At 65.1% G+C, this 26,348-nt stretch carries 26 protein-coding genes and 1 pseudogene; 18 read left to right on the top strand and 9 right to left on the bottom strand.

Going from position 1 to position 26,348, the window contains the following annotated elements; translation table 11 throughout:
* Nucleotides 1-128: 128 nt before the first annotated feature.
* On the top strand, nucleotides 129-761 hold the full coding sequence (locus ACXJKC_RS15020) for a TetR family transcriptional regulator (RefSeq protein WP_456697545.1): 633 nt from the start codon (nucleotides 129-131) through the stop codon (nucleotides 759-761).
* Nucleotides 762-859: 98 nt separating this feature from the next.
* On the opposite strand, the gene ACXJKC_RS15015 is transcribed toward ACXJKC_RS15020, so the two are convergent.
* Nucleotides 860-1,273, bottom strand: a complete 414-nt coding sequence (locus ACXJKC_RS15015) for an SRPBCC family protein (protein WP_456697544.1) — start codon at nucleotides 1,271-1,273, stop codon at nucleotides 860-862.
* A 93-nt stretch (nucleotides 1,274-1,366) separates the two neighbouring features.
* On the bottom strand, nucleotides 1,367-2,086 hold the full coding sequence (locus ACXJKC_RS15010) for a TetR/AcrR family transcriptional regulator (protein ID WP_456697543.1): 720 nt from the start codon (nucleotides 2,084-2,086) through the stop codon (nucleotides 1,367-1,369).
* A gap of 132 nt (nucleotides 2,087-2,218) precedes the next feature.
* Between ACXJKC_RS15010 and ACXJKC_RS15005 the strand changes: the two genes are divergently transcribed.
* On the top strand, nucleotides 2,219-3,139 hold the full coding sequence (locus ACXJKC_RS15005) for an NAD-dependent epimerase/dehydratase family protein (protein WP_456697542.1): 921 nt from the start codon (nucleotides 2,219-2,221) through the stop codon (nucleotides 3,137-3,139).
* 1 nt (nucleotide 3,140) lies between these two features.
* Here ACXJKC_RS15005 and ACXJKC_RS15000 read toward each other — a convergent pair whose 3' ends face one another.
* The 5 genes from ACXJKC_RS15000 to ACXJKC_RS14980 form a co-directional block, all read right to left on the bottom strand.
* The gene (locus ACXJKC_RS15000; protein ID WP_456697541.1) at nucleotides 3,141-3,779 is read right to left on the bottom strand and encodes a GNAT family N-acetyltransferase; all 639 of its coding nucleotides are present in this window, start codon (nucleotides 3,777-3,779) and stop codon (nucleotides 3,141-3,143) included.
* Entirely contained in the window at nucleotides 3,776-5,290 is a 1,515-nt protein-coding gene (locus tag ACXJKC_RS14995) for an acetyl-CoA hydrolase/transferase family protein (protein WP_456697540.1), read from the bottom strand. The genes ACXJKC_RS15000 and ACXJKC_RS14995 overlap by 4 nt, the downstream gene beginning before the upstream one ends.
* Nucleotides 5,291-5,357: 67 nt before the next feature.
* The gene (locus ACXJKC_RS14990) at nucleotides 5,358-6,947 is read right to left on the bottom strand and encodes an ABC transporter permease (protein ID WP_456697539.1); all 1,590 of its coding nucleotides are present in this window, start codon (nucleotides 6,945-6,947) and stop codon (nucleotides 5,358-5,360) included.
* Complete coding sequence (locus tag ACXJKC_RS14985; RefSeq protein WP_456697623.1) at nucleotides 6,944-7,855, bottom strand: ABC transporter ATP-binding protein; 912 nt, start codon at nucleotides 7,853-7,855, stop codon at nucleotides 6,944-6,946. The genes ACXJKC_RS14990 and ACXJKC_RS14985 overlap by 4 nt, the downstream gene beginning before the upstream one ends.
* 38 nt (nucleotides 7,856-7,893) lie before the next feature.
* Complete coding sequence (locus ACXJKC_RS14980; RefSeq protein ID WP_456697538.1) at nucleotides 7,894-9,372, bottom strand: PucR family transcriptional regulator; 1,479 nt, start codon at nucleotides 9,370-9,372, stop codon at nucleotides 7,894-7,896.
* A 108-nt stretch (nucleotides 9,373-9,480) separates the two neighbouring features.
* Between ACXJKC_RS14980 and ACXJKC_RS14975 the strand changes: the two genes are divergently transcribed.
* The 4 genes from ACXJKC_RS14975 to speB are packed head-to-tail and all read left to right on the top strand — an operon-like array spanning nucleotide 9,481 to nucleotide 13,878.
* Nucleotides 9,481-10,914 carry an APC family permease gene (locus ACXJKC_RS14975; RefSeq protein WP_456697537.1) on the top strand — a complete coding sequence of 478 codons (1,434 nt, stop codon included), beginning with the start codon at nucleotides 9,481-9,483 and terminating at the stop codon, nucleotides 10,912-10,914.
* Nucleotides 10,911-12,545 carry a N,N-dimethylformamidase beta subunit family domain-containing protein gene (locus tag ACXJKC_RS14970; protein ID WP_456697536.1) on the top strand — a complete coding sequence of 545 codons (1,635 nt, stop codon included), beginning with the start codon at nucleotides 10,911-10,913 and terminating at the stop codon, nucleotides 12,543-12,545. The genes ACXJKC_RS14975 and ACXJKC_RS14970 overlap by 4 nt, the downstream gene beginning before the upstream one ends.
* Nucleotides 12,542-12,919, top strand: coding sequence for a cupin domain-containing protein (locus tag ACXJKC_RS14965; RefSeq protein ID WP_456697535.1), 378 nt, complete (start codon nucleotides 12,542-12,544; stop codon nucleotides 12,917-12,919). The genes ACXJKC_RS14970 and ACXJKC_RS14965 overlap by 4 nt, the downstream gene beginning before the upstream one ends.
* Nucleotides 12,916-13,878, top strand: a complete 963-nt coding sequence (speB, locus tag ACXJKC_RS14960; RefSeq protein WP_456697534.1) for an agmatinase — start codon at nucleotides 12,916-12,918, stop codon at nucleotides 13,876-13,878. The genes ACXJKC_RS14965 and speB overlap by 4 nt, the downstream gene beginning before the upstream one ends.
* A 407-nt stretch (nucleotides 13,879-14,285) precedes the next feature.
* On the opposite strand, the gene ACXJKC_RS14955 is transcribed toward speB, so the two are convergent.
* Complete coding sequence (locus ACXJKC_RS14955) at nucleotides 14,286-14,882, bottom strand: helix-turn-helix domain-containing protein (RefSeq protein WP_456697533.1); 597 nt, start codon at nucleotides 14,880-14,882, stop codon at nucleotides 14,286-14,288.
* Between the two features lie 109 nt (nucleotides 14,883-14,991).
* On the opposite strand from ACXJKC_RS14955, the gene ACXJKC_RS14950 reads away from it, so the two are divergent.
* From ACXJKC_RS14950 to ACXJKC_RS14925, 6 genes and pseudogenes are all read left to right on the top strand, one after another.
* On the top strand, nucleotides 14,992-15,363 hold the full coding sequence (locus ACXJKC_RS14950; RefSeq protein WP_456697532.1) for an FAD-dependent oxidoreductase: 372 nt from the start codon (nucleotides 14,992-14,994) through the stop codon (nucleotides 15,361-15,363).
* The gene (locus ACXJKC_RS14945) at nucleotides 15,300-15,599 is read left to right on the top strand and encodes a hypothetical protein (protein WP_456697625.1); all 300 of its coding nucleotides are present in this window, start codon (nucleotides 15,300-15,302) and stop codon (nucleotides 15,597-15,599) included. Before ACXJKC_RS14950 ends, ACXJKC_RS14945 begins: the two co-directional genes overlap by 64 nt.
* 75 nt (nucleotides 15,600-15,674) lie before the next feature.
* Nucleotides 15,675-17,270, top strand: a complete 1,596-nt coding sequence (locus tag ACXJKC_RS14940; protein WP_456697531.1) for an MFS transporter — start codon at nucleotides 15,675-15,677, stop codon at nucleotides 17,268-17,270.
* Between the two features lie 6 nt (nucleotides 17,271-17,276).
* Nucleotides 17,277-18,582 (top strand): annotated as a pseudogene (locus ACXJKC_RS14935) (ISL3 family transposase).
* Nucleotides 18,583-18,667: 85 nt separating this feature from the next.
* Complete coding sequence (locus tag ACXJKC_RS14930; protein ID WP_456697530.1) at nucleotides 18,668-19,963, top strand: DUF1801 domain-containing protein; 1,296 nt, start codon at nucleotides 18,668-18,670, stop codon at nucleotides 19,961-19,963.
* Between the two features lie 6 nt (nucleotides 19,964-19,969).
* Nucleotides 19,970-20,659 carry a YqeB family protein gene (locus ACXJKC_RS14925; protein WP_456697529.1) on the top strand — a complete coding sequence of 230 codons (690 nt, stop codon included), beginning with the start codon at nucleotides 19,970-19,972 and terminating at the stop codon, nucleotides 20,657-20,659.
* 9 nt (nucleotides 20,660-20,668) lie between these two features.
* Here the strand turns inward: ACXJKC_RS14925 and ACXJKC_RS14920 are convergent, their stop codons facing one another.
* Entirely contained in the window at nucleotides 20,669-20,797 is a 129-nt protein-coding gene (locus ACXJKC_RS14920) for a hypothetical protein (RefSeq protein ID WP_456697528.1), read from the bottom strand.
* 178 nt (nucleotides 20,798-20,975) lie between these two features.
* Here ACXJKC_RS14920 and ACXJKC_RS14915 point away from each other — a divergent pair, with 178 nt between their 5' ends.
* The 6 genes from ACXJKC_RS14915 (at nucleotide 20,976) to ACXJKC_RS14890 (ending at nucleotide 26,335) form a co-directional block, all read left to right on the top strand.
* Complete coding sequence (locus ACXJKC_RS14915) at nucleotides 20,976-21,629, top strand: cutinase family protein (RefSeq protein ID WP_456697527.1); 654 nt, start codon at nucleotides 20,976-20,978, stop codon at nucleotides 21,627-21,629.
* A 101-nt stretch (nucleotides 21,630-21,730) separates the two neighbouring features.
* Nucleotides 21,731-22,108: a TetR/AcrR family transcriptional regulator gene (locus tag ACXJKC_RS14910; RefSeq protein ID WP_456697526.1), complete on the top strand. Its 378-nt coding sequence runs from the start codon at nucleotides 21,731-21,733 to the stop codon at nucleotides 22,106-22,108.
* 9 nt (nucleotides 22,109-22,117) lie between these two features.
* Nucleotides 22,118-22,588, top strand: coding sequence for a TspO/MBR family protein (locus ACXJKC_RS14905; protein ID WP_456697525.1), 471 nt, complete (start codon nucleotides 22,118-22,120; stop codon nucleotides 22,586-22,588).
* Between the two features lie 8 nt (nucleotides 22,589-22,596).
* Nucleotides 22,597-23,100 carry a DUF3253 domain-containing protein gene (locus ACXJKC_RS14900; protein WP_456697524.1) on the top strand — a complete coding sequence of 168 codons (504 nt, stop codon included), beginning with the start codon at nucleotides 22,597-22,599 and terminating at the stop codon, nucleotides 23,098-23,100.
* 142 nt (nucleotides 23,101-23,242) lie between these two features.
* A complete protein-coding gene (locus ACXJKC_RS14895) occupies nucleotides 23,243-24,472 on the top strand; it encodes an amidohydrolase family protein (RefSeq protein WP_456697523.1) in 1,230 nt (409 codons plus the stop codon).
* 402 nt (nucleotides 24,473-24,874) lie between these two features.
* Complete coding sequence (locus ACXJKC_RS14890; RefSeq protein WP_456697522.1) at nucleotides 24,875-26,335, top strand: ABC transporter substrate-binding protein; 1,461 nt, start codon at nucleotides 24,875-24,877, stop codon at nucleotides 26,333-26,335.
* Nucleotides 26,336-26,348 lie beyond the last annotated feature (13 nt).

Raw genomic sequence — 26,348 nt, 5'->3', positions numbered from 1 at the left:
AGAACTGAGTGAACGTGCGTACACTCAAAGTCTGCACGAAGGCTCCCGATCACGCAACCGACACACCGCGTGACCTGGCGCACGAGCGAAACACGTGTGCACTCAAATCTTCGCGATAGGGTGTTCGCATGACTGAGTCGGCGCACACGGCCTCGCGCCAGGAGCAAAAGGAGCGCACCCGGCAGGCGATCCTGGCTGCGGCTCTCGAACTCGCGCAGACGCAAGGATTCGCTCAGATCAGCCTGCGGCAGGTGGCCCGACATGCGGGCGTCGTTCCCACGGCGTTCTATCGCCACTTCGAGTCCAAGGACGAATTGGGGCTCGCGCTCGTCGAGCAGTCGTTCTCGACTCTGCGCCGGATGATCCGCGACGCGCAGCGTGATCCGCAGGTTTTCGAGCACATCATCGACGCGGCCGCCGAAGTCCTGGTCGAAACCGTCAAGCAGAGCAAGGCGCATTTCGCCTTCGTCGCCCGAGAGCGAGTCGGGGGTTCAGACGCCGTGCGACAGGCCATCCGTCATGAACTCGAGCTGTTCGTCAGCGAGCTCGCGGTTGTGCTCGCGCGATTGCCCAATATCGAGAACTGGACGTCTGAGGACGTGCACATGGTCTCGCGGCTGTTCGTCCGCAATATGGTCTCGAACGCCGAGGAGGTCGTCGAGATGCCCGATGGACGCCCCGACCTCGAAGAGCAGATCAAGGAAGGGGCCAGGCGTCAGATGCGCCTAATCGTCCTCGGGTTCCGGGACTGGAAGAGCTAGCGCGGCTTCGCCGCGCCAGCGGCTTCGCCGCTGCTGGGCTTCGCCCAGGCGCTTTTGCCTCGCTTCGCTCGACCAATGGTTACTCAAGGGCGGTCGTGTCAGGCCAATGCGGCGACTTGGGCGTTGCCGAAGGTGTCCTGCGCCGCGGTGGCCAGGTTGTCGAGCGCCTGTGCGAAGACGTCGTCACCGATCGAGTCCTCGAGCTCGGCGAGATCTGCGGGTTCGGCGTTGAATTCAGCGAACCAGGTGACGTAGGAGCAGGCTTCGCCGGCGTCTTCGACGGTGATCGTCGCGCGGTGGTCCTTGATCGGGAACGGCGGCTCGGGCATGTGGTACGACAATGTCCGTGCGTCGTGATCCTTGGCTACGACCGTCACGACAAGCTCAGCGGAGGCCTCGGGGCCGTCGGCGTAGATCGGGAGCTTGGGGTGCCACTGTGCGAAGTCGTCGGTGAGCGACCAGACGACGTCGGCGGGAGCCGCTACGAACGTGCGTCGAGAGATGCGGGGCATGTATATCCTCACGTGCTGCGATTTGATATCTCCTCATTCAACCGCTTTACGTGGACCTGCGCCGCATTCTGGGAGTGAGGCATTTCTCACTTGTCAGGCCTGTCGAGGTGCCGTCAGGTCGGCCCAAAGCCGCGAGATCACGCTGTCGAAGTAGTCCTCATGGTCGTTGACCGAGCCCACCAGGTGGCCCCACAGCTCGAATGAGATCGTGCCGAAGACCGTGCTCCAGGCCATGAGCGTGCGACCGATGGTCTCCGCGGGGATGTCGTGCTCGGCGGGGCCGCCAAGGTCTGCGATGGCCTGCATGGCGCCTCGGACCGACGAATCGAAAGGGTACGCCGACGAGGTGGTGGCCGGACGGGTCGGATCGGTCGCGACGACGATCGTGACCAGGCGCACGATTACCCGAGTCGCGGGCGTCACGGTGTCCTGGGGCGCTGCGTAGCCCGTGACGGGGGAGCCGTACAGCAGGGCGTAATCATGCGGATGGGCGATCGCCCATGCCCGGATCGCCCGGCAGGTCGCCAGCCAGCGGCCGGCCAGGTCGCTGGGATCGTCCACGGCATCGTCGGCGTCCTCGACGGCCTGGCCGAGCTCGTCGTACGCCTCGATGAGCAGAGCTGTCAGCAGTTCGTCACGGCTCGGAAAATAGCGGTAGACCGCGGACGACACCATTCCGACGTCGCGGGCGACGGCGCGCAGGGACAGCTCGCCGGGACCGGTGTCGGCGAGCCGCGCGCGGGCCGCGCTCAAGATCTCGGCGGTGATCTCCGCACGGGCGCGCTGTCTCGCGGTACGGGCCTTGTTCTCCATGTGTCCACTCTGGCGCAGATGGAGAGCAGTTGCAACAACCAAGAGCACTGCTCTTGCAATGCGTGGAATCTCCTGACACACTCGACTTGAGAGCAGTGCTCTCGATGACATCTCTTTCCGAAAGGACATCCCATGTCTGACCGCCATCTCGTGATCGGCGCAGGTCCTGTCGGCCGGCACACCGCTCAGCTGCTCGCTGCTCGCGGCTCCGAAGTCGTCGTCGCCACTCGATCCGGCACCGACACCGGAATCGCCGGAGTGACCCATCTGGCCTTGGACGCATCCGACGTCGATGCGCTCAGCGCCGCGGCACACGGCGTGTCGGTGCTCTACAACTGCGCCAATCCGGGCGACTACACCTCATGGCAACAGGTGTGGCCCCCGCTCGCGTCGGCCCTCCTGGTCGCAGCCGAACGCTCGGGTGCCGTCTATGCGATCACCGGCAACCTGTATCCGTACGGCCCCGTCGAAGGCCCGATGCGCGAGGAGCTGCCCGACGCGGCGACCGACCACAAAGGCGTTCTTCGTGCCCGTATGTGGGCCGAGGCGCTGGCCCTGCACGATGCAGGACGAATTCGCACCGTCGAGGTGCGCGGATCGGACTACATGGGGCTCGGCGTCGGTGCCAATGGGCACGTGACCCGTCAAGTGCCCGGCTTGCTGGCCGGAAAGCGTGCCTGGGTGCTGGGACGCAAGGATCAGCCGCACACCTTCACCGACGTGCTCGACACGGCCCGGTTGCTCATCGTCGCTGCCGATGACCCGACCTCGCACGGGCGCACCTGGCACGTCCCGAGCAATGCGCCTCGCACCCAGCAGCAGGCGCTGACCGACGTCATGGCCGCAATCGGCCGCCCTGCCCCGAAAGTGTCGGCCGTGCCGGACCTCGTGTTCGGAGCATCGGCACGATTCATCCCGATGATGCGGGAACTACGGGAGTTGTCGTACCAGTGGACGCGCCCGTATGTGCTGGACGACAGCGCCGCGCGTGAGCACTTCACGATGGAACCCACACCCTGGGACGAGGTCTGCCGACGTTCGGCCGAGCAGTGAGTCAGGCACCCATCAGCGACAGCATCTCCAGCTCGGGAGTCCAACCCATCGCGAGATAGAGCTGTCGCCCTTGGTCGCTCGCCGCCAGGACGCCGCGACGTGCGCCACGTCCCATGGCTTGCTGGGTCAGCGTTGTCATGACATGTCGCCCGAGACCGCGTCGCTGGAACGCCGGAGTCGTTTCGACTGCGTCGAATGTCGCGGTATCGCCGAGCACGCCCACCGTGCCTGCGGCCGCGATCCGTTGGCCGGACTCGACGGTGTACGTCATCCGGTGGTCCTCGATGTCCCACCGGAACGTGAATTCGTCGTCGAGTCGGGGGATGGGCGCCTCGACGAACTGTGTCGTCATCAATGTCTCGTCGTCGCGGTCGATCCGAGTTCCTGCGGGCAGGTCGAGGAGACGATAGGGCGTGATGTCGTCGGCCACGACGGTCAGCATCGCCCGCGGGTCGGCTGAGATATGGCTGCTCAGGACGATGAATCGATCCGTTCCCGGGTCGAGGCAGACCAATTCGGTCTCGCGGGTCGGCGAGGCCACCGGGATGAGCGGCCAGCCGTCGAGTTCGCTTCTCAAGAGTCCCCTGACGTGGGTCCAGGTGTCGACCCAATCGTCGAAGACCTGCTGGGCCCGGCTCACGTCGACATGCTTCCGGTGTCGAGATAGCGCTGGTGCCAGCTCAGGGCCTCGCCGAGCAGGTGGGGTGTGTGGCGAGCGGTGGGCCGGTCGGCCCAAGCGCGTTCGACGTAATCCAGCAGCGCCGGACGGAACCGGGGATCGGCGCAGTTCTCGATGACTCTGACTGCCCGTGCCCGAGGGGACAGGCCACGCAGATCGGCGAGCCCGTGCTCGGTGACGATGACGTGCACGTCGTGCTCGGTGTGGTCGACATGGCTGACCATCGGCACAATCGCCGAGATGGCGCCATCCTTGGCAGTCGACGGTGTGAGGAAGAAGTTGAGGAATGCATTGCGGGCGAAGTCGCCGCTGCCCCCGATCCCGTTCATGATCGCGCTGCCCATGATGTGGGTCGAGTTGACGTTGCCGTAGATGTCGGCCTCGATCAGACCGTTCATCGCGATGACGCCGAGGCGTCGGACGAGCTCCGGGTGATTGGAGATCTCCTCGCTGCGCAGCAGGATGCGGCCCTTGTAGGTGTCAATGTTGTCCATGAAGCGCTGGACGCCCAGATCGGACAGTCCGAACGAGGTCGCCGACGCCGCCCGCAAGGTGCCGCTGTCAATCAGATCGAGCATGCCGTCCTGGATGACCTCGGTGAAGGCGACCAGATCGGTGAAATCGCTGGCGTCGAGCCCGGCCAGGACGGCATTCGCGACATTGCCGACCCCGGACTGCAATGGCAGCAATTCCGGTGGCATACGGCCGGCGTCGACTTCGTGCTGCAAGAAGTCCACGACGTGTTCTGCGATGGCCGATGACGTGGCGTCCGGCGCGGTGAAGGGGGAATTGCGATCCGGGCTGTTGGTTTCGACGACGGCGATGACCTTGTCGAGGTCGACCCGAAGGTACGGCTCGCCGATACGCTGCATCGCATCGGTCAGTTCGATCGGACGGCGGCCTGGTGGCAGCGCCGTGCCGTAGTAGACGTCGTGGAAGCCTTCCAGCTCACGCGGTTGCCAATGATTGACCTCGAGGATGATCCGGTCGGCCTGGTCGAGCCAGGTCTTGTTGTTGCCGACCGAACTGCTCGGGACCAGGATTCCGCCGGGCAGGATCGCGGTCACCTCGACTACGGCGACGTCGAGGTTGCCGTAGAAGCCGAACCACATGTGCTGGGCGGAGTGGCTCAGGTGTGCGTCGATGTAGTCGACCTGGCCGGCGTTGATGAGCCTACGGAGGGTCGGATCGGAGTTGTACGGCAGACGCGTTGAAATGCCCTCCGCCTCAGCGAGGGTGCCGTCGGCATCCGGTGCTGTCGAGGCGCCGGTCCACAGGCCGATACGAAATTCCTCGCCGCGGCGATGCGCTTCGGTCATACGGCTGGCCATGGCCTCTGGAAGCGCCTTGGGATAACCCGCCCCGGTGAACCCGCTGAACCCGACATTGTCGCCGTGACGGATGTGTGCCGCCGCCGTCTCCGCCGATTGAATTCTCGACTGCAGGACCGGACAGGTGATGCGAGGCGTCATGCGCCCATTGTCCAGGGTCGGCCGGCACGGTTCGACCGGTGGCGCCGGTCCATGGGCCGGTCCCGGGTCACTGGCCGACGTCGCGGCGTCGGTAGCACCAGGCGGCAGCAAGGATCACTAGGGCCGTCAGCGCCATCAGACTTCCTGCGGTGCGTAGGTCGAAGCTCTCGACGGGCATCAGCGCGGCGTGGGAATAGGGCGACAGATCGGTGATCCAGGCGGGGAGGTCGAGCAGTTCGCCGAACTGGCCGATCGACACGAATGTCGTCAGCAGGATCCAACCCGCCACAGTCCAGGCATTGCGGTAGGCCCAGGCGACCAGCGCAAACGAGAGGACGAGCCAGACGGCAGGGGCCTGGGCGAGGGTGGCGGCGATCAGGCGGGGAGCCAGCGTCCCGTCGGCGACGAGGTAGCCAAGCGTCAACGCCGCGCCGGTCACGACCAGCAGCCATAGGGTGCCGCCGAGCGCGGTCAAGGCGGTGGCCGAGAATGGCGCGCTGCGCGATGTCGCCGTGGCGAGAACGTGGTCAGTGCGGCCGTCCCGCTCATCGGCCGAGCTGTGATTCACGACGCTGACCCCGAATGCCGTCAGAACGACGGCCAGGATCGACACGACCGCGGCGAACACCGTATCCTCCACCGCGCCGACACCACCGAGTCGTTCGAGGGCGGCGCGCGCGCCGGGGGAGTCGAGCAAACCGCTGACTTGGGGAACTATCGCGCCGAACAAGCCTGCCAGGATCGCGGTCGCAGCCGTCCACGACAACAGCGACGGCGTATTCAGACGCAGCGTGAGGGCCAAGACGTTGCTGAGCCGCGGAGCGCCCGAACGTGGCCCCGGACGACTGGGGAACATGCCCGATCCGAGGTCGCGTCGTGCGTTCAGGCTGACGGCGGAACCCACGAACGCGGCGCCGAGAAGCACGAAGAGAAGCAGCACCCAGTGACGCGGCGCGGACCAGGCGCTCAATTGGGTCGACCAGCCGAAGGGCGAGAACCAACTGAGCCAGGTGTTGGCGGAACTGTCGCCCAGAGCCCGCAGGACGTAGAAGAACCCGATGACGGCGGCGGCGATCTCGGCGCAGGTTCGTGAGCTGGGCGAGAGCTGGCAGGCGAATGCGGTCACACCGACTGCGACCCAGCCGATGCCGATCCAGGAAGCACCGAACAGAATCGAGCCCTCGGTCGGCAGACCCGCGGCGAGGTTGGCCGCAGCGGCAAGCAGCCCGACCGCGACAGATGCGGCAGCACCCACCGTGACGGCCGTCGCCATCGGGGCGAGCCGTCCCACAGCGGTGGCAGCGATCAGCTCGGCACGCCCGGCTTCCTCTTCGGTCCGAGTGTGCCGGCGCACGAGCACGATGCACATCGCGGCGACGAAGACCGCGTACAGCACAGTCATCTTGGTCATGGCCAGCTCGCCGAGACTGTGGACGTCGAGGATCGGCCCGTACAGCGCCACGATGGCCGAACTCGAGTTGATTCCTTCGGCCGCAGCGGCCCGGTCGGCGGCGGTCGGGTACAGCGACGCGGTGGCGGCACCGCTCGCGTAACAGGTTGCAGTGAGTATCGCGATCCACGTCGGAGCAAGGAATCGGTCGCGTGCCAGGGCCTGACGGGTCAGCAGGGCGGTTCCTCGCAGCGCGTCGTTGCTCATGCCCGTGACGACGTCCGATAGGCGTCCAAAAACAGTTCCTCGAGCGAGGGCGGAGCGCTTGTCAGCCCGGTGACGTCGGCGTCTGCGAGGATGCGTAGCACTGGAGCGAGGGCTTCGGGGTCGACCGTGAATGTGAGCGCACCATCGTCGACGGTGAGGTCGTGGACGCCGACGATCTGGGCGAGTTCCGGGGTCTCGCCGGTGACCTGCGCGCGGACCCGGCTGCGCCGCAGATGGCGCAGATCAGACAACGTGCCGGTCTCGATCGTGCGACCGTCACGGATGATCGTGACGCGTTGGGCGAGGTGCTCGACCTCGCCGAGGATATGGCTCGACAGCAGAACCGTCGCTCCGCGTGCAGTGTGCTCGGCCACACACTGGTTGAAGACCTGCTCCATCAACGGATCGAGACCCGACGTCGGCTCATCGAGGATCAGTAGATCCGGATCGGTCGCGAACGCCGCGACCAGTGCGACCTTCTGCCGGTTTCCCTTGGAATAGGCGCGGCCCCTTTTGGTCGGATCGAGGGCGAATCGCTCCAGCATCTCTGCCTTGCGAGAAGTCGCAGGATCCGCGCCGCGCATCCGGATCAACAGATCCACTGTCTCTCCGCCGCTCAGATTCGGCCACAGAGCGACGTCGCCCGGGACATACGCGAGCCGTCGATGGATTGCCACGGCATCACGCCAAGGATCCAGGCCGAACACGGTCGCTGTTCCCCCATTGATCCGCAGCAGGCCTAGCAGGGCTTTGAGGGTTGTGGACTTGCCGGCGCCGTTGGGTCCCAGGAAGCCGTGTACCTCGCCGGCGCGTACGTCGAGGTCGAGGCCGTTCAGCGCATGGACCTGGCCGTAGGTCTTGACCAGGCCCTGGACCTGGACGACGTGCTCGGGATCTCGGCCGGCCATTGTCATATCTGGACCCTAACGCCGGGAGCGGCCAATTCTCACGATCGTGCCCGGGCTTTCAGGGCCAACCACATTTCGCACTGGTGATCGACGCTGTCCAAGCTGCGGTGGGTCAGCTCGGTGATTTTGTGGATCCGGTTGCGAACAGTGTGTCGGTGTACGCCGAGTGCCTCCGCGGTGGCGTCGATCGAGCAGTTCTGGGTCAGGTAGGTCTCAAGCGTCTCGATGAGGGTGTCGCCGCGCTCGGCGGAGGCCAGCGGGGCCAGGACCGAGCTGGAGTAGTTGAGCAGGAACTCCGGATCGGCCAGGTCCAGCAGGAACCGGTGTGCGCCGCCGTCGGTGAACTCGACAGCCTCTCCGGTGTGACGGCTGACCTCCAGCGCGGTGTAGGCCTGCCGTAGCGAGGCGTGCAGTCCGCCCGGTGTCACCGCCACGCCGAAGCCGGTGGGCAGCCCCGCGAGCAAGGACTCGATCGAGGCACGGAGCGCTGCGTCATGTTCGACGACGAGCTCGAGACGGTCGCCGATGCGCCGGATCAGGCCGCCGGGCAACCGCAAGGCCAGGTCGATCAGGAGCTGCGCGGCATTGGGCGAACTGGACACGTCGACGACACACATCTGGGTTCGGTCGGATTGGATCCCGAACGACATGAGCGCCGAGGTGGCGCGGACATCGTCCTCGGTCTGCAACAGCCGCCGCAGCGCCTCAGCCCGGCGTTCGCGCTCGGGCGCATCGACGAGCCAGCGCCGGTCGAGCTCAAGCGAGACGAGTGCGATCAGCACTGACAGCGAGTGTTCATCGGGTTGGCGGTGCGAGGCGAACGAGAGGCAGCCGTGAATCTCGCTGGTCGCCAACGGTCGGGCCGCCAGAGTGAATCCTGATTCGGGGTCAGTCCGGGTCTGACTCGTGCCGGTGCGCAGTACCTCGTCCCGCATCTGCGTCAACGTCAGCTCGATCTCGAGATCTGCTGGAGCTCCGGCGACCAGCGGTCTGCCCAGTCGGTCGTGCACCTGGGCATTAGTGTCGGCCGCAGCGGACCAGGTCCGGGTCATGGCTTCCAGCCCTCCGCCTGACGCTGCAGCCAAGGTCAGGTCCCGGCCGAGCTCGGCAGAACCGCGAAGCACTTCTTGTTGCTCATCGGCCAATCCCGCAAAGACAGCCTTGGTGACGGCGATGAACGGCACTGCCGGTGACACGCTCAGCAGCGGCAGGTCACGTTCGGCGCAGGCTGCGATCAGGCTCGCCGGGACGAAGGAGTGGGGAAGGTCGTCACCCAGACCCAGCGCCAGCGCGCTGATGCCACCTGCGGCGATCTCGGCGACGAAAGCCGCCCAATCGGCGGGAGCGTTCGGCACGAGCCAGCCCGTCGTCATGAGCAGCTCGCCGCCCTCGAGCCAGGGCCCCGGATGCGGCAGCTCGCTGACGTGAGCGGCGAGGACCGCTGTCGCTCGATGTCGGTCAGCGCTCAACAGTCGCAGACCCAGGGCAGGATCGTCCAGCAGGTCAGCGAGGATCATTGAATCGCCTCCGTGGATAGTTCAGATTCCAAAAATCGCCATCTCGGCGATAGTACGCGGCGTCAAGCGTCACTAGGATCCGGGGATCGACTTCTTTGGAGGAACCCGATGAGCACACCTACCGCGAGCCCCCCGGCCAGCCACTCTGCCGGTGATGGCAGCGCGCTGAAGTCCAATTCGATTTCGGCGCGTCACTTGGTCTTCTTCGTTGTGGCCGCTGCTGCCCCGCTGACCGTGATGGCCGGATTCGCCCCACTTGCGTTTTTAGTGGGCGGGCAGGTGGCACCCGTTGGCTACCTGGCGGCGGGGCTGGTTTACATGTTGTTCGCAGTCGGCTTCGTCACGATGAGTCGCCACGTCCGCAATGCAGGAGCGTTTTACGGCTACATCCGAGAGGGCCTCGGCAAGGAAGCCGGCGGCGGTGCTGCGGCCGTGGCCTGGACGGCCTACACGCTCGGCCAGATCGGTTTTTGCGCGGCAGCAGGCCTGTTCGCCTCGAACGCGCTTGATCAGTTCCTCGGCCTGACCATCAGCTGGGGAGTGTGTGCTCTGGTGCTCGGGGCCGCCGTTGTCGCGGTGTCCTGGGCCAATGTCATGGTCGGCGCCCGAGTAGCTGCGGTGCTGCTGATCACCGAAATCGGCATCCTGGTGGTCCTGCTGATCGCGATTGTCGTCAAGGGCACCCCGGCTGGATACAGCCTGGAAGGATTCAACCCGTCCAACTGGACCGCGAGCCTGCTCGGCGGGCTGTTCGTCATCACGTTCGTGGTCTACATCGGCTTCGAGCAGACCGCGGTCTACAGCGAGGAGGTCAAGGATCCAGCCCGAACGATCCCACGTGCCACCTACATCGCCGTGGGGCTCCTGGCGCTGATCTACACCGTCGCGTCGTGGCTGCTGCTCATGGCGCTCGGCCCGGACGGTCTGGCCAAGGCTTTGTCAGGCGATGTCTCGACGTTGGTTTTCGACGTCAACAATGACTACGTCGGCAAGCTCGCCACCGACGTGATGCAGATTCTGGTCGTGACAAGCTTCATCGCCGGAGTGCTGGCCCTGCAGAACGCGGGTGCTCGCTACCTGTTCTCGATGGGACGCGACGGACTGCTGCCGGCCAGGCTGACCCACACGGGTCCCACCGGCAGCCCGCGCACCGCAGTGCTCGTGCAAGGCGCGGTGTTCCTGGCGGTCCTGGCCGGATTCATCATCGCCGATCGCGATCCCTACACCGAGGTCGTCATCTGGACCAACACCCCGACGCTGGTCGGCGTTCTGGCCTTGCAGATCGTCACGTCGATCGCGATCGTGAAGTACTTCGCGTCGGACCGACGTGGTGAGGGCATGTGGAAGACCTCAATCGCTCCGACGGCCGCAACAGTCGTTCTCGCGGTGATCTTCTGGCTGGTGTGCACCAAGATGGGCACCCTGACCGCGCTCGGCACCGCTGGCAACATCTGGATCAACGTCCCGCTGGTCGTAGGCCTGATCGTCGGCGTGGTCCGTGCTCGCAGCGCAACTCCTCATGAACAGGTCGTGACTCGATGACCGCCCAGACCACGCCTCATCCCGCCGGTCCCGGCGCGACTGCCCGCTATGCCTGGTCGATTCCCGGCTTCGTGGTCGAGAAGCCTGGAATGGGTGGGCCGGAGGCCTGGTGTTACACCGATCGGTGGTCGTATGAGGCCGGTGAATCGATCTCCGTGCACACCCACACCACCGAGGGCACGTACTCCCTGACCTTGACCCGCGACGGGCTGCGGCCCGAAGTCGTGTGGTCCCGGTCGGGCTTGACCGGTCAGGCACAGGAGACACCCGGTGACGCATACGCGGTCGGCTGCGGCTGGCCGCAGGCCTTGCAGATCGAGGTCGACCCGAGCTGGGAGTCAGGTTTCTACCTCTTGACCATCGAGACCGAATCTGGTGGCAGGACCATCAGCAACGATCACTTCGTCGTGATCAAGGCAACGGCTCACCGCCGCGCGCCGTACGTGCTGATCCACACCACGTCGACCCTCACCTCCTACAACGACTGGGGCGGAGCGAACGCCTATCGAGGCTTGGGCGACGGTCCTGGCCACGACATCCCCTCGCCGAGACTGTCGCTGCAGCGGCCGATCGCCCGCGGGATGCTTCGCCAGCCGCCTGAGGCGCCGCGTAGCTCCAATCCGCACACGCCGGCCATGCACGAGCTGCCCCGCCACCCAGCCTATGAGTGGGCCCATGCCCACGGCTATTCCCGGCACTACGCCGACGCCGGGTGGGCGACCTATGAGCGTCCCTTTGCGGTCTGGGCCGAGCGGGAAGGCTACCGTCTCGACCACCTGACCCAAGTCGACCTTCACACCGACCCGCTCGCGTTGGAAGGCTACGCGGGGGCGATCTTCGTCGGGCATGACGAGTACTGGACCTGGGAGATGCGCGACACAGTTGATGCGTTCGTCGACAACGGCGGCCACATTGCGCGGTTCGGCGGTAACTTCTTGTGGCAGGTACGTCTGGAAGACGATGCGACCACGCAGGTCTGCTACAAGAATCCGTTCGACGACCCGGCGCTCGAGACCAACCCCACCCGGGTCACGACAGCCTGGGACGCGCCCATCATCGGCCGCCCCGGCGCTCAGACGATGGGGCTGACCGGCATGGGCGGGGTCTACAACCGCTACGGCTCAGCAGCGCCCCGATCGAGTGGCGGGTTCACGGTGAGCCGGCCGAATCACTGGGCATTCGCCGACACCGATCTGAGCTATGGCGATGTCTTCGGCGGCGCACCGATCTGCGTCGCGGCGTTCGAACTCGACGGAGTCGACTACGGCGTGCGGCGCGGAATGCCATACGCCACCGGCATGGACGGCGCGCCTGTGGATCTGGAGATCCTGGCCATGGCTCCGGCCACGGTCGGCGAGGTCGACCGCTGGAACGGCGGAGTGCCGCTGGGGGCTCCGATCAACGAGGTGATCGAGCTGATCGGGGCAATGTACGGCGACGACATCCCTGATCGCTTCACCGACGAGTTCTACGGCTCGGGCATGGTCGCCTACTTCGAACGCGGTGCCGGTTCGGTGTTCACCGCAGGCACCACGGAATGGGTCAACGGACTAAGGCTCAATGACCCGTTCACTCAGCAGATCACCCGCAACGTCCTTGACCGCATCAACCCGACGGAGACCACGGCGTGAGCGTCGACACCATCAAGACCATTGCCGTCGGCGTCGGAACGCCCATCATCCCGGTGTGGGGTGACGGCGACGCGAGCGCCGACTGGCAGGAGACCGAGTGGCGCACCTTCGGTGACGAGGCCGCCGGCGAGACGTTCGGGGGAGCGTGGGAAGGACATCCCGGCTCGCTCGTGCTGCGGGACCAGCCTTATACCGAGGTCTGCATCATGCTGCTCGGCGCTGTCGCGCTGATCGACGAGGACGGCGGTCAGCGCACGTTCACCGCCGGTGACGCCTTTGTGGTACCGAAGGGATTCAATGGCGTGTGGAAGACCTTGGAGTACTCCCGCAAAGTCTTCATCGCCGTCGACCCGCAGATCGTGGAGGCCGCATGAACGGCAGCGAGCCGGGGGGCCGGACCGAGCCGGTCGGCCCGGTCGACAGCAGTAAGGTGCCCCGCTTTTCGGGCGCGGCGACGTTCGCCCGCCTGCCCCGCCTCGACCAGGTCGAGCGGGCCGACATCAATGTCGTCGGCATACCCTTCGACTCAGGCGTCAGCTACCGGCCCGGTGCTCGCTTCGGGCCGGCCCACATTCGTGAGGCGTCCCGGCTGCTGCGGCCCTATAACCCGGCTCAGGACGTCTCGCCGTTCGCAGTGCAGCAGGTAGCCGATGCCGGTGACCTGTCGGTGACTCCCTACAACATCGAGCAGGCCATCGAGCAGATCGAGCAGGGTGCCCGTGAGCTGACCCGGGACGGCGGTCGGCTCCTGACACTGGGCGGTGACCACACGATCGCCCTGCCGTTGCTTCGCGTTGCGGCGGAACGCCATGGACCCGTCGCAGTCGTCCATTTCGATGCCCACCTCGACACCTGGGACACCTATTTCGAAGCGCCGCACACCCACGGGACGCCATTTCGGCGCGCGTCCGAGGAAGGTCTGATCGACCAGACTGCGAGCATGCACATCGGCATTCGCGGCCCGCTCTACAGCGATCAGGATCTACGCGACGACGAGCGCCTCGGCTTCGCTGTGATCCATGCGCGCGAGTTTCAACGCGAGAGCATCGATGACATCATCGACCGGCTGCACGCACGCATCGGTAGCTGCCCGACGTATGTCTCGGTCGACATCGACGTTCTGGACCCGGCGCATGCTCCCGGCACCGGCACACCCGAAGCGGGTGGACTGACGAGTCGCGAGCTCTTGGAGATATTGCGGTCATTCCGCAGGACGCAGCTCGTGGGTGCAGATGTCGTCGAGGTGTCGCCGGCCTATGACCATGCCCAGATCACGGCGGTGGCAGCATCGCACGTCGCCTATGAGCTGTTGAGCTCGTTCGCGCCGTTGTAGGGCCGGTACTGCGGTCGACTGAGGGTCGCCAGCGGTGGTTGCGTTGCCGCAGAGTTGATCCGGGTGGGCGGTATTCCGTGAATCCTGCGGTGTTGAGTCGGATCGACCAGGGTGCGGAGTGGACCAGCCGGTGGTGGTGTGGACAGATCAGTAGCCGGTCGTCGAGTTTTGTGGTGGGCCTTTTGCGGCTCATCACAATTGAGGGTGTGAACTAGTCAGCGTGCCTCGGATCGTCGATGGCTGCCGCCCAATGGGGTGCGGCGGGTGCGCGAGGGGGTCGCAACATGCAGCGATCTCGACCAACGTGCCTGGCCCGTGAATCAGAGACGGTGACCGCTTCGGGCACCGCTCTCTGGATGTCTACTCCGGTGCTCACCGGATGCAAGGGTCGCTACAACGGTGACCCTCTAATTCGATCCGTGCTTTTTGGGTGCGGTGCGGACGTGCGCGCGCTCTCCCTGTTTGCCGACAAGGCTGAGGAACTCCACGGGTCCTGAGCTGGTGGCGCCGAACCAGTGCGGAGTGCGGGTGTCGAACTCGGCGGTCTCACCGGGTTCGAGGATCAGGTCGTGCTCGCCGAGGACTAGTCGGAGTTTGCCGTTGAGGACGAAGGCCCAGTCGTAGCCTGCGTGGGTGCGCAGGTCGGGCTCGGCGTCGTCGCGTCCGGAGGGGAGGATGAATTTGTAGGCCTGGATGCCTCCGGGCCTGCGGGTCAGGGGCAGGATGGTGCGGCCGTCGCTGGTGGGGATCGGGCGCAGGTTGATGCGCGGGTCGCCGGTTGGCGGGGCATCTACGAGTTCATCCAGGGTGACGCCGTACGCGCGTGCCAACGGCAGCAACTGTTCCAAAGTGGGACGTCGGAGACCGGCCTCGAGCCTGGACAGCGTGCTGGTCGAGATGCCGGTCTCCTCTGCGAGGTCGTTCAAGGTGATGTCGCGGCGCTGTCGCAGCTGCTTCAACCGTGGCCCCACGGCGTCGAGTGTGCGGTCCGGTGAGTGATCCATTCGTCGAGTTTGCCATTCGGCAACAACGTTTGCGATTCCGCCTGCCGGTGGCCATTCTTGGAGAGCGGGGCTTCGAACTGGCCGCCGCAAATCCATCGAGAGGGCAGACATGGCAGAGCAAACGGAGGCTATTCGCGACGTGGTGGTCGTCGGGGGCGGCGCCAGCGGCCTCAGCGCCGCGTTGGCACTGGCGCGGGCGCGCCGATCGGTGACGGTCGTGGACGCCGGTGAGCCGAGGAACGCGCCGGCTCACGGCGTACACGGGTTGCTGGGCCTGGAGGGCGTGGTGGTGTCGACGCAGATGGCCACCCGCGCCGAGCCCTTCGCCGGAATCGGCATCGAGCCGACTCCCCATCCCGCCGGCGCGTTCATCGAGACCGACCAGTTCGGCGCCACCTCGGTGCCGGGGGCCCCTCGATGCCCCAGTTGGAGTTCTACGACCGCGCCGCCGCGTGGGTGGCCCCTAGAGGCACCCTCCTGATCGTTGGCCACCTCCACCAAGACGCCACCGAGGACGGACACGAGCACGGACATGGGCATGACTCCGATGGGCCGTCCGCCTCGGCGTCGGCGACCGCGGCCACCATCACCGCGCGCCTTGACTCCGCCCAGTGGGACGTCGTGACCGCCCAGGAGTCACACCGGACCATGTCCGGTCACGGAGGCCACAAGACCACGATCCACGACGTCGTCATCAGGGTCACCCGCCGCCACTGACACCCACCATCCGCGCAGCGCCACCCCGACACGGGTTGTGGCGCGTCCTCTTCCTGCCCTCCTGAAAGGTCCCACATGAGCACGAACCCACCGTCGACCGCGGCCGAACCCGCCGACTCGACGATCCACGACGCACGTCATCGTCGCACGGTCCTGATCGCGGTCTGCATCGCACTGATGGCCGTGATCGCCTCGGTGACAGGCCTCAACGTCGCCCAACCCGAGCTCGCCGTCGAGTTCGACGCCTCGCAGAGCGAGGTGCTGTGGTTCATCAACCTCTACACGATCAGTCTCGCCGCCCTGCTCCTCCCGCTGGGGGCGCTCGGGGACCGGTGGGGCCGCAAGCCCATGCTGCTGATCGGCCTTACCATCTTCGGTGTTTCCAACGTGGCCGCGGGCATGGCCGAGTCCTCGGAGCTGATGCTCGCTTCCCGGTTCCTGTCCGGTGTGGGGGCGGCGATGATCATGCCCGTGACGCTCGCCGTGATCACCTCGACCTTTCCCGAAGCCGAGCGCTCCAAGGGGATCGGTGTCTGGACCGCGGTGGCTGGCGGCGGTGGCATCCTTGGCATGTACCTGTCCGCGCTGCTGGTCGACGTCGCCACCTGGCGGTGGCTCTTCGTCCTGCCGGTCGCGCTCGTCCTGGTCTCGCTCGCGATGGTCGTGCGATCGGTCCCCAACTCCCGCGAACTGGCTGCGCACAGGTTTGACAACGTCGGCTCGGCCACCGCGGTCATCGCCGTGCTCGGACTGATCTTCGCTCTCCACGAGGGCCCGGTGAACGGGTGGACCGAACCCGCAACGCTGTTCGCCCTCATCGGTGGTGTACTCGCTGCGGTCGGCTTCGTGGCGTGGGAGCTGCGCCAGCCGGCCCCGCTGCTCGACGTGCGGCTCTTCGGTGAACGAGGCCTGGCCAGCGGATCGCTCACGCTGCTGACGGTCTTCGGTGTCCAGGCTGGGATCTTCGTCGTGCTCTTCCCGTTCCTCCAGGCCGTCCTCGGCTGGTCCGCGCTACGCGCCACCCTGGCGATGATGCCGATGGCCCTGCTGATGATGCTCGCCTCCGTCCTCGCCCCGCGGCTAGCCGCCCACATCGGAAGCCGCTCGACCATGGCTACTGGCATCTTCCTCGGGGGGACCGGCCTCGCTCTGATGGCAGTCTTCGTCTCCGTCGACGGCGGCTTCCTCTCCGTGCTACCCGGCATGCTCGCCATGGGACTGGGCATGGGCCTGTCCATGACGCCCTCGACCGAGGCGATCACCAGCTCGCTGCCACGCGAGCGTCAAGGCGTGGCCTCCGCGCTCAACGACGTGACCCGCGAGTTCGGCACCGCCCTCGGCGTCGCCCTACTCGGCGCCGTCCTCTCCGCCGGCTACAAGAACTCGATCGATTCACGCCTCGACGGCGTCCCGAACGACCTGGCCAACACCGCCCGCGAGGGTGTCGCGAACGCGATCGCGGCCGCCGACGCTGGAGGTCCTCAGGCGCAGGCACTCGTACGGGCCGCGCAAGAGTCGTTCGTCGACGGTTGGCAACACGCCATGTGGGCCGGCGCCGCAGTCATGGCCGTCCTGTTCGTCTACGTGCTCGCCCGCGGCCCACAACGAGCCGCCCTTGTCGAAGCCAGGGACGAGAGTGACTCAGATGTTCCGGATGTGGTCACCGGTTGATGTCGAGTGCTCAAGGCTACCTTCGCCTGTCCTGACCTCACCACGTTCTGCCGTGTTGACGAGCTCGGTCTTGAGGTCACCGGTCAACGCCTCGAGCGCGACCGGGCAGTGCTGGCGTGCCGGGTCCTCGAGCCGGACCAATGGTGTCGCCGATGTGGTTGCGAGGGGTCGCCTCGCGACACCATAATCCGACGCCTGGCACACGAGCCGCTGGGCTGGCGGCCCACGACGCTGGTGGTCACGATCCGTCGTTACCGGTGCACCGGCTGCGGCCACGTGTGGCGCCAAGACACCACCCTGGCAGCTAAACCACGAGCCAAGCTCTCGCGCCGTGGGTTGCGGTGGGCGCTGGAAGGGATCGCTGTCCAGCACCTCACCGTCGCCCGGGTCGCCGAAGGACTTGGCGTCGCGTGGAACACCGCCAACGACCCTGTCCTGGCCGAGGGCAAGCGGATCCTGATCGACGACTCGACCCGTCTCGAAGGGGTCACGGTCCTTGGGGTCGATGAGCACGTGTGGCGACATACCCGACGCGGCGACAAGTACGTCACCGTGATCATCGACCTCACCGGCATCCGTGACGGCACCGGGCCGGCCAGGTTGCTCGACATGGTTGAAGGCCGCTCCAAGCAAGCATTAAAGCACTGGTTGATGGAGCGGACAAAGGCTTGGCGTGACGCGGTCGAGGTGGTCGCGATTGACGGGTTCACCGGGTTCAAGACCGCCACCACCGAGGAACTGCCCGGCGCGGTAGCGGTGATGGACCCCTTCCACGTCGTGCGTCTGGCCGGTGACGCCCTGGACCGGTGCCGGCGCCGGGTCCAGCAGGGCACCCACGGTCACCGCGGCCGCAAGGACGACCCGCTCTACCGTGCACGGCGGACCCTGCATACCGGAGCCGGCCTGCTTACCGACAAGCAGAAGGACCGCCTGGTCGACCTGTTCGCTTCCGAGGAGCACGTGCAGGTGCAGGCGACCTGGGGGATCCACCAGCGCATGATCGCCGCCTACCGCGAACCTGACCGGGGCAAGGGCCGCGACCTAATAGCCAAGCTGATCGAGTCGGTCAACCACGACGTCCCGGCTGTGCTGAGCGAGATCGTCACGCTCGGGCGGACACTGAAGAAGCGCGCTGACGACGTCCTAGCCTATTTCGAGAGACCCGGCACCAGCAACGGACCAACCGAGGCCATCAACGGACGACTCGAGCATCTACGCGGCTCCGCACTCGGGTTCCGCAACCACAAACTACATCGCCAGATCACTGCTCGAGACCGGCGGCTTCAGACCCCGGCTACACCCTGGTCTGTGAAGAGCCCCTTTTGCCCAGCCTGTTTGTGGTTGACGCGAGCTCATGAGGGGTACTTCGCGCCGAACACACTCGGAGGAGGGCATGCATGGCCCGCGTACGGCTCAGACGGACCTCGCCGCAGTCTCCAGGATGGGAGCGGCGACGTCACGGACGCGGGTTCCGCTACCTCGACGAGGACGGCCGTCCCCTCGAAGCGGCAGATGTCGAACGATGTAAGCAGCTCGTCATCCCGCCCGCCTGGACCGACGTATGGATCTGCTCGGTGCCGAACGGTCACCTCCAGGCAGTGGGCACCGACGCGGCCGGCCGGCGACAGTACATCTACCACCCGGCGTGGCGCGAACGGCGCGATGCCGAGAAGTTCGACCGTATCGTCGAATTCGCCGACGAGTTGTTGCGCCGCCGGACGCGCGCGAGACGGGCGTTGGGCGCCGCCGACTTCGGTCTTGAGCAGGTCAGTGCTGCGGCGTTCGGTCTGCTCGACCTCGGCATGTTCCGGATCGGATCTGATGTCTATGTGCAGGAGAACGGTTCCTATGGACTGACGACATTGGAGAAGTCCCACGTGGCCATCGCGGGCGACCGGGCGACGTTCTCCTATGCCGCGAAGTCGGGCCAAGAAGTCGACGTGACACTGCGTGATCGGCAACTCGTGAACGTCCTGACGGGACTTCGTCGAAGGCGCGGAGGCAGCGAACGTCTGCTTGCGTACCGTGCTGGTCGTCGTTGGCACGATCTGAGTGCCGAGGACGTCAACGCTTACATCAAGGACCTCCTGGGTGACGACTATTCGGCCAAGGACTTCCGTACCTGGCGCGGCACGACGGTGGGCGCGTTGGCTCTCGCCAAGGCCGATGCGGCAACCGACACCCAACGTAAACGGGCTGTCAGCGCGGCCATGCGCACCGTGGCCGAGCATCTGGGCAACACCCCGGCGATCGCGCGGTATCGCCGGGAGCACCGATGGGACGGTCGTTGGAACGCGAGGTCGCGGCGCTGCTGCGTGCCGAGTAACGGCTGCCGCGAGTATCGTGCCTGTGTGAGCAATGACTGGCGAAGCGAAACGGTCGACCGGCTGCGATCCCTGATCCTGGCAACCGATCCCGAAATAGTCGAAGAGGCCAAGTGGCGCAAAGCATCGAATCCCGATGGTGTGCCGACGTTCTCCTGCGACGGGCTGGTGTGCACGGTCGAGACGTACAAGGACAAGGTCAAAGTCACGTTCGCGAAGGGCGCCTCACTGGCCGACCCGGCCGGTGTGTTCAATGCCAGCCTGGACGCCGGCACTCGTCGTGCCATCGATCTTCACCAGGGTGATGCGCTCGATGAGGACGCCTTCAGTGAACTGGTTCGGAACGCCATCGCGCGCAACCGGGCGTGAGAAAACATGACTGATCACGGCGATTCTGCCGTCGTCCGCCACCCGTGGGGTTATCACGTCTTCTTGTGGACGGTGTTTCCGCTCGCCGGCGTGCTCGTAGCCTGGATTCTGACTCTTGTGCCCTCATGGATCGACGGACTGTCGTGGGTGCCGTTCCAAGGGCCGATCGATCTGCTCGATCAGTTGACCGGGCGGGTCGGAACCAGCGTTCTGCTGGTGATCGGGGCGGTTCTCGGTGGAGTGGTCGCGTTGACGGCCTACGACGAAGTCATCCGGGTCGACGTCGGCACCGATACGGTGACGATCACGCACGGTGATGACGTCACGACCGCGACTCGTTCGTCCGTCGGAGGCGTGTTCGCGGACGGGAAGGACCTCGTTCTGATCGATCCTTCCGGCGGTGAGATGGCCCGCAAGACCAATGACTTGGCCGCAGACAAACTCAAGCAGGCGTTCTTGTCGAAGGGCTACCCCTGGCACGACGTAGATCCCTTCGCCGGTCAGTATGTGCGCTGGGTCGACGGCGTCCCGGGTCTGCCGGATGGCGCCGATGCCTACCTTCAGGCTCGCCAGCGTGCGATCGAGAAGGGCGACAAGGACGATGCGCGCGACCTGCGCACCGAACTGGCGGGGCTCGGCGTGGTCGTGCGCGATGAGAAGAAGAAGCAGTACTGGCGGTCTGTCGGACGTAGTTGAGCCCGGGTCTCAGCTCACCCGCACCGGCAAGGGGCTTGATGCGGTCTGTCCGTTGCCGAGTTCGCCTGACCCGCTGTCGCCCCAGCACCGCTGACTGCCGTCGTTCTTGACCCCGCAGGCGAATCTGTCGCCTGCCACGACTGTCTTCCCGCCATCGGCCTCATGGCAGCTTCGTCATAGAAAGTCACGGGATGGACCTAATCCGTTGACATGGCCGGAAATTTTCTGGACCCGAATGATGGCGTTCGGCTGTCACATCTGGTTCACTGCTTGCTAACGTCTAATTGAGGCGTTTGTACAAGTATTGGAGAGCATCATGAAAATACGCAAAGCCATGGCGCTGTTGGTGCCGTTGTTGATAGCCGGGGGACTCACGCTCGCAACGGGTTCGGCGGCCCAGGCCGCCTCGTGTAGCGGCACGTACTCGATCGTCGTCGGCGGGCTGGGTGATCCCAATTCCATGATCTTCACAGGCAATCCGTCGCAGCGTGTGGGGTACTCGGCGGCGCTCAACAGCCAGAGCGCGCGCGAGGGAGTCAACGAACTCAACCGACTCATCCGCGATCAACGCGCGGCCTGCCCCTCGCAACATGCCAAGGTCATCGGATTCTCCGAGGGTGCCGCAGTCGCCCACATCTGGGTCTCCGAGAACTGGCGGACCTTCAACAATGTCAATGCGGTCCTGATCTCCGATCCAAAGCGAGCAGCGGGCCCGGGAGCTGCGGGTCTGGCCGGGCAGTTCTACTCGGGCATCGTCGGTTCGCCCTTGTCGGGCGCTGACTCCAATTTCGGCAATATCCCGACTGTGACGATCTGTACCAATGACGTCATCTGCGACAGTGCAGCCCAATCGGGCTGGATCGGATACTTCTGGAACCCGTCTGCTCACCTGAACTACAGCTTCAACGTCAATGACTATTCGGACGATGGAAATGGTCAGTGGTTCAACGGGCAGTTCATACCGCGGTAGGCGCGAGGCCATGGATTCGGTAGCTCGGGCGTAGAAATGTGGTGCTGTGGGGATGGGTGTTCGTGCCGAGATTCCTGGCGGTATCGCTCTACGATGACCCCATGACTGGGGAAGCCGGCTTTCCGACGGTGGGACGAAGTCCGAAACGGCGCCAGGAAATTCTGGCAGCGACCCGGGCCTTGTTCGATGAGTCGGGATCGCGGTACGCGCAAGTCGATGACGTCGCGCGGGCCGTAGGCATCAGTCGGGCCATCATCTATCGCCACTTCTCCAGCAAAGAAGAGCTGTTCGCCGAGGTCCTTGTGACGTACCTGCGGGAGCTGAAGGTCAGCTTCTCTCAGGCTGCTGCGCTGGGCGGTTCGGCTGAGCAGCGGCTCGAGAATCTGACCGACGCGATCCTCGACTTCGGATTGGCGCATCCGGCATTCGTCGACTGTGCTCTGACGTTGGTGCGACTGGGCCCCTCGGTTGCTGCCTAGGCTGGCTGCATGGAGATTCGAACGATCGTCAGCAGTGTGGGACTGCCTGTGACCGCCGCAGTTCTCGGGTCGGTTGCCACGACAACGGGTACGAAAAGCACCTGGTACCGCTCGCTGCGCAAGCCGGTCATCCAGCCGCCGCCGGTGGTCTTCCCTATCGTCTGGACGGCTCTCTACACGCAGACCGCGCTGTCGTCCGCCGATGCGCAGTCGCACATGACCCCCGCGGACGCTCGAATCTATCGGCGCAAGCTTGCAGCCAATATGACGCTCAACGCGGGCTGGTGCTGGTCATTCTTCCGGGGGCACCGGATCGTTCCGTCGATCGTCGTGGCGGGTGTGCTGGCTGTCAGTTCAGCCGATCTTGCCCGCACCGCAGGTCAGGCCTCACGTCGGGCGGGATGGTCATTGATTCCCTATGCGGCGTGGAACACCTTCGCGACAGTGTTGACCACGGCGATCTGGCGCGAGAACCGCTGAGACGCGCGATGCCTGAGATGCCTGAACGAACTCCTGACGGTCACTTCCTGATCATCGACGGACGCCGATGGCGTGCCAGCGATCCGGGTATCCCGGACAAGTTGAGGCATGAGCTCGTCGACGAACTCATGAGCGCTCGACGCGGAGTCAAGGCTCGCGCTGAGATGTCACGAGGTCGGGTCGACGATGCCAAGGTCGCTCTCGGTGAGCGCGGTGACCCGTGGTGGGGCGAACCATCGACTGAGAGCCTGGACGCGCGGATCGAAGCCGCGATCAGGACACTTCTGAGACATCGAGGCGGCTCCTCGATCTGCCCTAGCGACGTCGCCCGAGTCGTGGGCGGCGAACAGTGGCGCGAGCGGATGGACGAGGTGCGACGCGTCGCGGGTGTACTTGCCGACGCAGAACAGGTCGTGGTGACCCAACGCGGTCAGGTCGTAGACATCGCATCCGCAAGGGGACCGGTCAGGATCGTGAAGGGCGAAGGGTTCGACGTGCCGTACGGGTGTTGAAAACGTGACTGCCTTATTTCGACATCTTGATCTGATTCGGTCGTGATCCAGACGACAGGATGACTCGAAGGGTGCGAAGCAGCACCATCTTCGGGTTGTCACTGCGGCTTCCGGAAGCTTCCAGAAGACGGGGTGACAGATCATGGGCTATTGGCTGGCTGGGGCAACGGTCGTTGACGGACAGGGTGGGGAGCCGATCGGCGACACCACGGTTCAGGTCGAGGACGGACGGATTGCAAGTCTTGGTGAACGACCGTCGGGCGGCGAGGAGATTATCGACGCCGCCGGCTTGACGCTGACCCCGGGACTCATCGACGCGCACGTACATCTTGGCCTGTCCAGCGATCTGGCCGCGATGCAGAACGATGAATTGTCGGTCGCCGAGCTGGCCGCCGATATGTTCGAGAACTGCCGCACGACAGTTGGTGCCGGATTCACGACGGTGCGCGATGTCGGAGGTATCGACGGTGGCCTCGCCAAAGTCGTCGCCGACGGCAAGGTGCTGGGACCCCGGATCCTGCCGAGCGGCCCATTGCACTGCCAGACCGGTGGACACGGACATCTCGCAGCCGTTTGGGAACCGACCGGGGACTACTACGGTCGACATGTGCCAGGTCTGCTGGCCTTCTCGTTCCTGTCTGACGGCCCGGACGAGATGCGTAAGAACGTCCGCGAGGGTTTCCGCCGCGGCGCCAAGTTCCTGAAGCTGTGTGTGACCGGTGGAGTGGTCTCGACCCACGACGAGCTCACCGATACCCAGTTCACCGTAGAAGAGATCTCCGTCGCGGTGCAGGAGGCCAGTGCGCGTGGAACCTATGTGACGGTGCATGCCCACAACAAGGAGGGCATCGTGAATGCGATAGCTGCCGGGGTCAAGTGCATTGAGCACGGATCGGGAATCGATCAGGAGATTGCCGAGCTGATGGCGGCCAACGGGGTGGCCCTCGTGCCGACCCTTTCGGTCGTCGACCGTATCGCGCAGAGCAGCTCCGCAGCCGTCATGTTTCCCGAAGCCGCCGGGCGAGCCGCGCTGGTCCGCGACCATCAGATCGCCGGCCTGCTTGCTGCCCGCGTGGCTGGTGTGCGGGTGGGGTCGGGATCGGACCGGATCGGACGGGATCAAGGCGATCGTGGCTTCGAGCTGGTTTTGCGTGCCGAGCTCGAGACGCCTATGGACGCGCTCGTGGCGGCAACCAGGGTCAACGCCGACATCTTGGGGCTAGGCGATCAGATCGGGACGGTGGAGGTCGGCAAGAGGGCGGACCTGGTGCTGTTCGACGGCAATCCGCTGGATGATCCCAGCTTGTTCAACGAGCTGAGCAAGATCGCGCTCGTCATCAAGGACGGCCAGATCGTGCAGGACCGTCGGTAGCTCGACGACGTCCCGTGCGAGGGACAAATGTAGGGAGAACTGCCGGGATCTCCTCAACAGACATATATATCGAGCCGGCGTCCGATCCCCGTAGATTCCCTGCTCACCGCCCGATCGCGATAGATCGATCCAGAGTGTGCGGCCAGGTGAATCGTCGTCGAAACCAGTTCCAATGTGGAGGTTGCTATGAGAGCACCATGGCCAAATCGTTCGTCGCAGCACAAGCGCTACGGGCCCGCTCGGCCGAGCCGCCGCGGGGGGCTGATGACGTTGTCCGCCTCGTTGGCTGTCGTCATGATGCTGACGGCGTGTTCGTCGACGAAGCGCAGCGCGTCGGATGGTTCGGAAACCTCACAACCTTCGAGGGGCACTGATTCACCGATCTCGAAACTGACCTGGGGCGTGCCGTCTGGTCCTCGCAGCCTGGATTCTCAGCACGGATACGACGGAGCCACCTGGACGGTCTACGGCGAGCTGGCCGAACCGCTGCTGACGATCGACAACGCCGCGAAACTGAAGCCGAAACTCGCGAGCTCCTGGAAACAGCCGACTCCGTCGAGCATCGTGTTCACATTGCGCGACGACGTCAAGTTCTGGGATGGCAAGCCTCTGACGGCAGAGGACGTGGTCTGGTCGCTGAACCGCACGAGCGATCCTGAGGTGGCATCGGAATTCGCCTCGTTCTGGACCGCCGTGAAATCGGTCGAAGCCACCGCCGAGAACCAGGTCACCGTGACGCTGACCGGACCGGACCCCATGTTCATCTACAACTTCCGGTTCCCGGTGATCTACCAGAAAGCGCACGGTGTTGACGCAGGAGCCGATTTCGGAGGCCCGAGCGGTCTCATCATGGGCACCGGCCCCTACAAGATCGACAAGTTCTCACCGACCACGGGTGCTTCGATGACCCGGTTCGAAGGCTATTGGGGTGCCAGACCGACCGCCAAGAAGATCGATGTCAAGGTCATCTCCGACCCCGACACCTTGCGGTTGGCGGTGCAATCAGGCGAGGTCGACGGAATGTTCGGCCTGCCTCTGGACAACGCCGGGGACTGGGAAGGTCTCGACTCGGCGAAGGTGGGCTTCGGCCCCTCCAGCTTGACGAGCCTGCTCATTCTCGACACGACCAAGCCCCCGTTCAATGACGTCCACGCGAGGCGGGCGATCGCCTATGCGCTGGACCGGCCGGGCATCGTGAAAGCTCTCCTGAGCGGCCACGGAGTTCCGGCGCAGAGCATCTCGGCGCCATTCCTGTGGAACAACGTCGCCACAAAAGAGGAGGTCAAGAAGTTCTACTCGACGCTTCCAGACCTGAATCTGGATCTGGACAAGGCCAAGGCCGAACTCGCGAAGTCGGCGACGCCCGACGGCTTCACCGTGACGGTCAACGCGCCGAACGAACGTCCGGAGTACAGCAAAGTTCTGGAGACCCTCAAGGAAAACGCCAAGGGACTCGGCATAGATATCGTCATCAAGCCGACGCCGCTGGCGACCTGGCTCGCCGAGCTCCGCGCGCCCGCGAAATCGCCGATGGGCATCATCGGATTCACGGTGACGTCCCCCGATCCCATCTCGCTTGTCACCTCGTTGGTCACGGGAACAGACGTTCCGGGCGGTTACACCGCATACGCTCCGCCGGAAATGATGAAGCTGATGGGGGAGTACAAGGCCGCCACGCCCACACAGCAGTTGGATATCGCCAAGACCATCGTGGGACAGCTCTCCGAGGATCTACCTTTCGTCCCGATCACGACATCGGACTACGGCATGGTGCTGAACAAGAAGTATGTCTACACCGAGCCCGTGAGCTCCTGGCTCATATTCGGTGACTCGTGGGCGCACTGGATTCGTGCAGCGTCATAGCCGGGATCGAGTC

It is taken from the genome of Aeromicrobium sp. P5_D10 (genome assembly GCF_054049535.1).
Note: the sequence above shows the minus strand (reverse complement) of the source record. Positions and strands in the feature narration are given on the sequence as shown.

Excerpts from the sequence above, each read along its gene's own strand:
- ACXJKC_RS15020 (WP_456697545.1), top strand. The coding sequence starts at position 129 with ATGACTGAGTCGGCGCACACGGCCTCGCGCCAGGAGCAAAAGGAGCGC.
- ACXJKC_RS15015 (WP_456697544.1), bottom strand. The coding sequence starts at position 1,273 with ATGCCCCGCATCTCTCGACGCACGTTCGTAGCGGCTCCCGCCGACGTC.
- ACXJKC_RS15010 (WP_456697543.1), bottom strand. The coding sequence starts at position 2,086 with ATGGAGAACAAGGCCCGTACCGCGAGACAGCGCGCCCGTGCGGAGATC.
- ACXJKC_RS15005 (WP_456697542.1), top strand. The coding sequence starts at position 2,219 with ATGTCTGACCGCCATCTCGTGATCGGCGCAGGTCCTGTCGGCCGGCAC.
- ACXJKC_RS14995 (WP_456697540.1), bottom strand. The coding sequence starts at position 5,290 with ATGACGCCTCGCATCACCTGTCCGGTCCTGCAGTCGAGAATTCAATCG.
- ACXJKC_RS14990 (WP_456697539.1), bottom strand. The coding sequence starts at position 6,947 with ATGAGCAACGACGCGCTGCGAGGAACCGCCCTGCTGACCCGTCAGGCC.
- ACXJKC_RS14985 (WP_456697623.1), bottom strand. The coding sequence starts at position 7,855 with ATGGCCGGCCGAGATCCCGAGCACGTCGTCCAGGTCCAGGGCCTGGTC.
- ACXJKC_RS14980 (WP_456697538.1), bottom strand. The coding sequence starts at position 9,372 with ATGATCCTCGCTGACCTGCTGGACGATCCTGCCCTGGGTCTGCGACTG.
- ACXJKC_RS14975 (WP_456697537.1), top strand. The coding sequence starts at position 9,481 with ATGAGCACACCTACCGCGAGCCCCCCGGCCAGCCACTCTGCCGGTGAT.
- ACXJKC_RS14970 (WP_456697536.1), top strand. The coding sequence starts at position 10,911 with ATGACCGCCCAGACCACGCCTCATCCCGCCGGTCCCGGCGCGACTGCC.
- speB (WP_456697534.1), top strand. The coding sequence starts at position 12,916 with ATGAACGGCAGCGAGCCGGGGGGCCGGACCGAGCCGGTCGGCCCGGTC.
- ACXJKC_RS14955 (WP_456697533.1), bottom strand. The coding sequence starts at position 14,882 with ATGGATCACTCACCGGACCGCACACTCGACGCCGTGGGGCCACGGTTG.
- ACXJKC_RS14950 (WP_456697532.1), top strand. The coding sequence starts at position 14,992 with ATGGCAGAGCAAACGGAGGCTATTCGCGACGTGGTGGTCGTCGGGGGC.
- ACXJKC_RS14945 (WP_456697625.1), top strand. The coding sequence starts at position 15,300 with ATGCCCCAGTTGGAGTTCTACGACCGCGCCGCCGCGTGGGTGGCCCCT.
- ACXJKC_RS14940 (WP_456697531.1), top strand. The coding sequence starts at position 15,675 with ATGAGCACGAACCCACCGTCGACCGCGGCCGAACCCGCCGACTCGACG.
- ACXJKC_RS14930 (WP_456697530.1), top strand. The coding sequence starts at position 18,668 with ATGGCCCGCGTACGGCTCAGACGGACCTCGCCGCAGTCTCCAGGATGG.
- ACXJKC_RS14925 (WP_456697529.1), top strand. The coding sequence starts at position 19,970 with ATGACTGATCACGGCGATTCTGCCGTCGTCCGCCACCCGTGGGGTTAT.
- ACXJKC_RS14915 (WP_456697527.1), top strand. The coding sequence starts at position 20,976 with ATGAAAATACGCAAAGCCATGGCGCTGTTGGTGCCGTTGTTGATAGCC.
- ACXJKC_RS14910 (WP_456697526.1), top strand. The coding sequence starts at position 21,731 with ATGACTGGGGAAGCCGGCTTTCCGACGGTGGGACGAAGTCCGAAACGG.
- ACXJKC_RS14905 (WP_456697525.1), top strand. The coding sequence starts at position 22,118 with ATGGAGATTCGAACGATCGTCAGCAGTGTGGGACTGCCTGTGACCGCC.
- ACXJKC_RS14900 (WP_456697524.1), top strand. The coding sequence starts at position 22,597 with ATGCCTGAGATGCCTGAACGAACTCCTGACGGTCACTTCCTGATCATC.
- ACXJKC_RS14895 (WP_456697523.1), top strand. The coding sequence starts at position 23,243 with ATGGGCTATTGGCTGGCTGGGGCAACGGTCGTTGACGGACAGGGTGGG.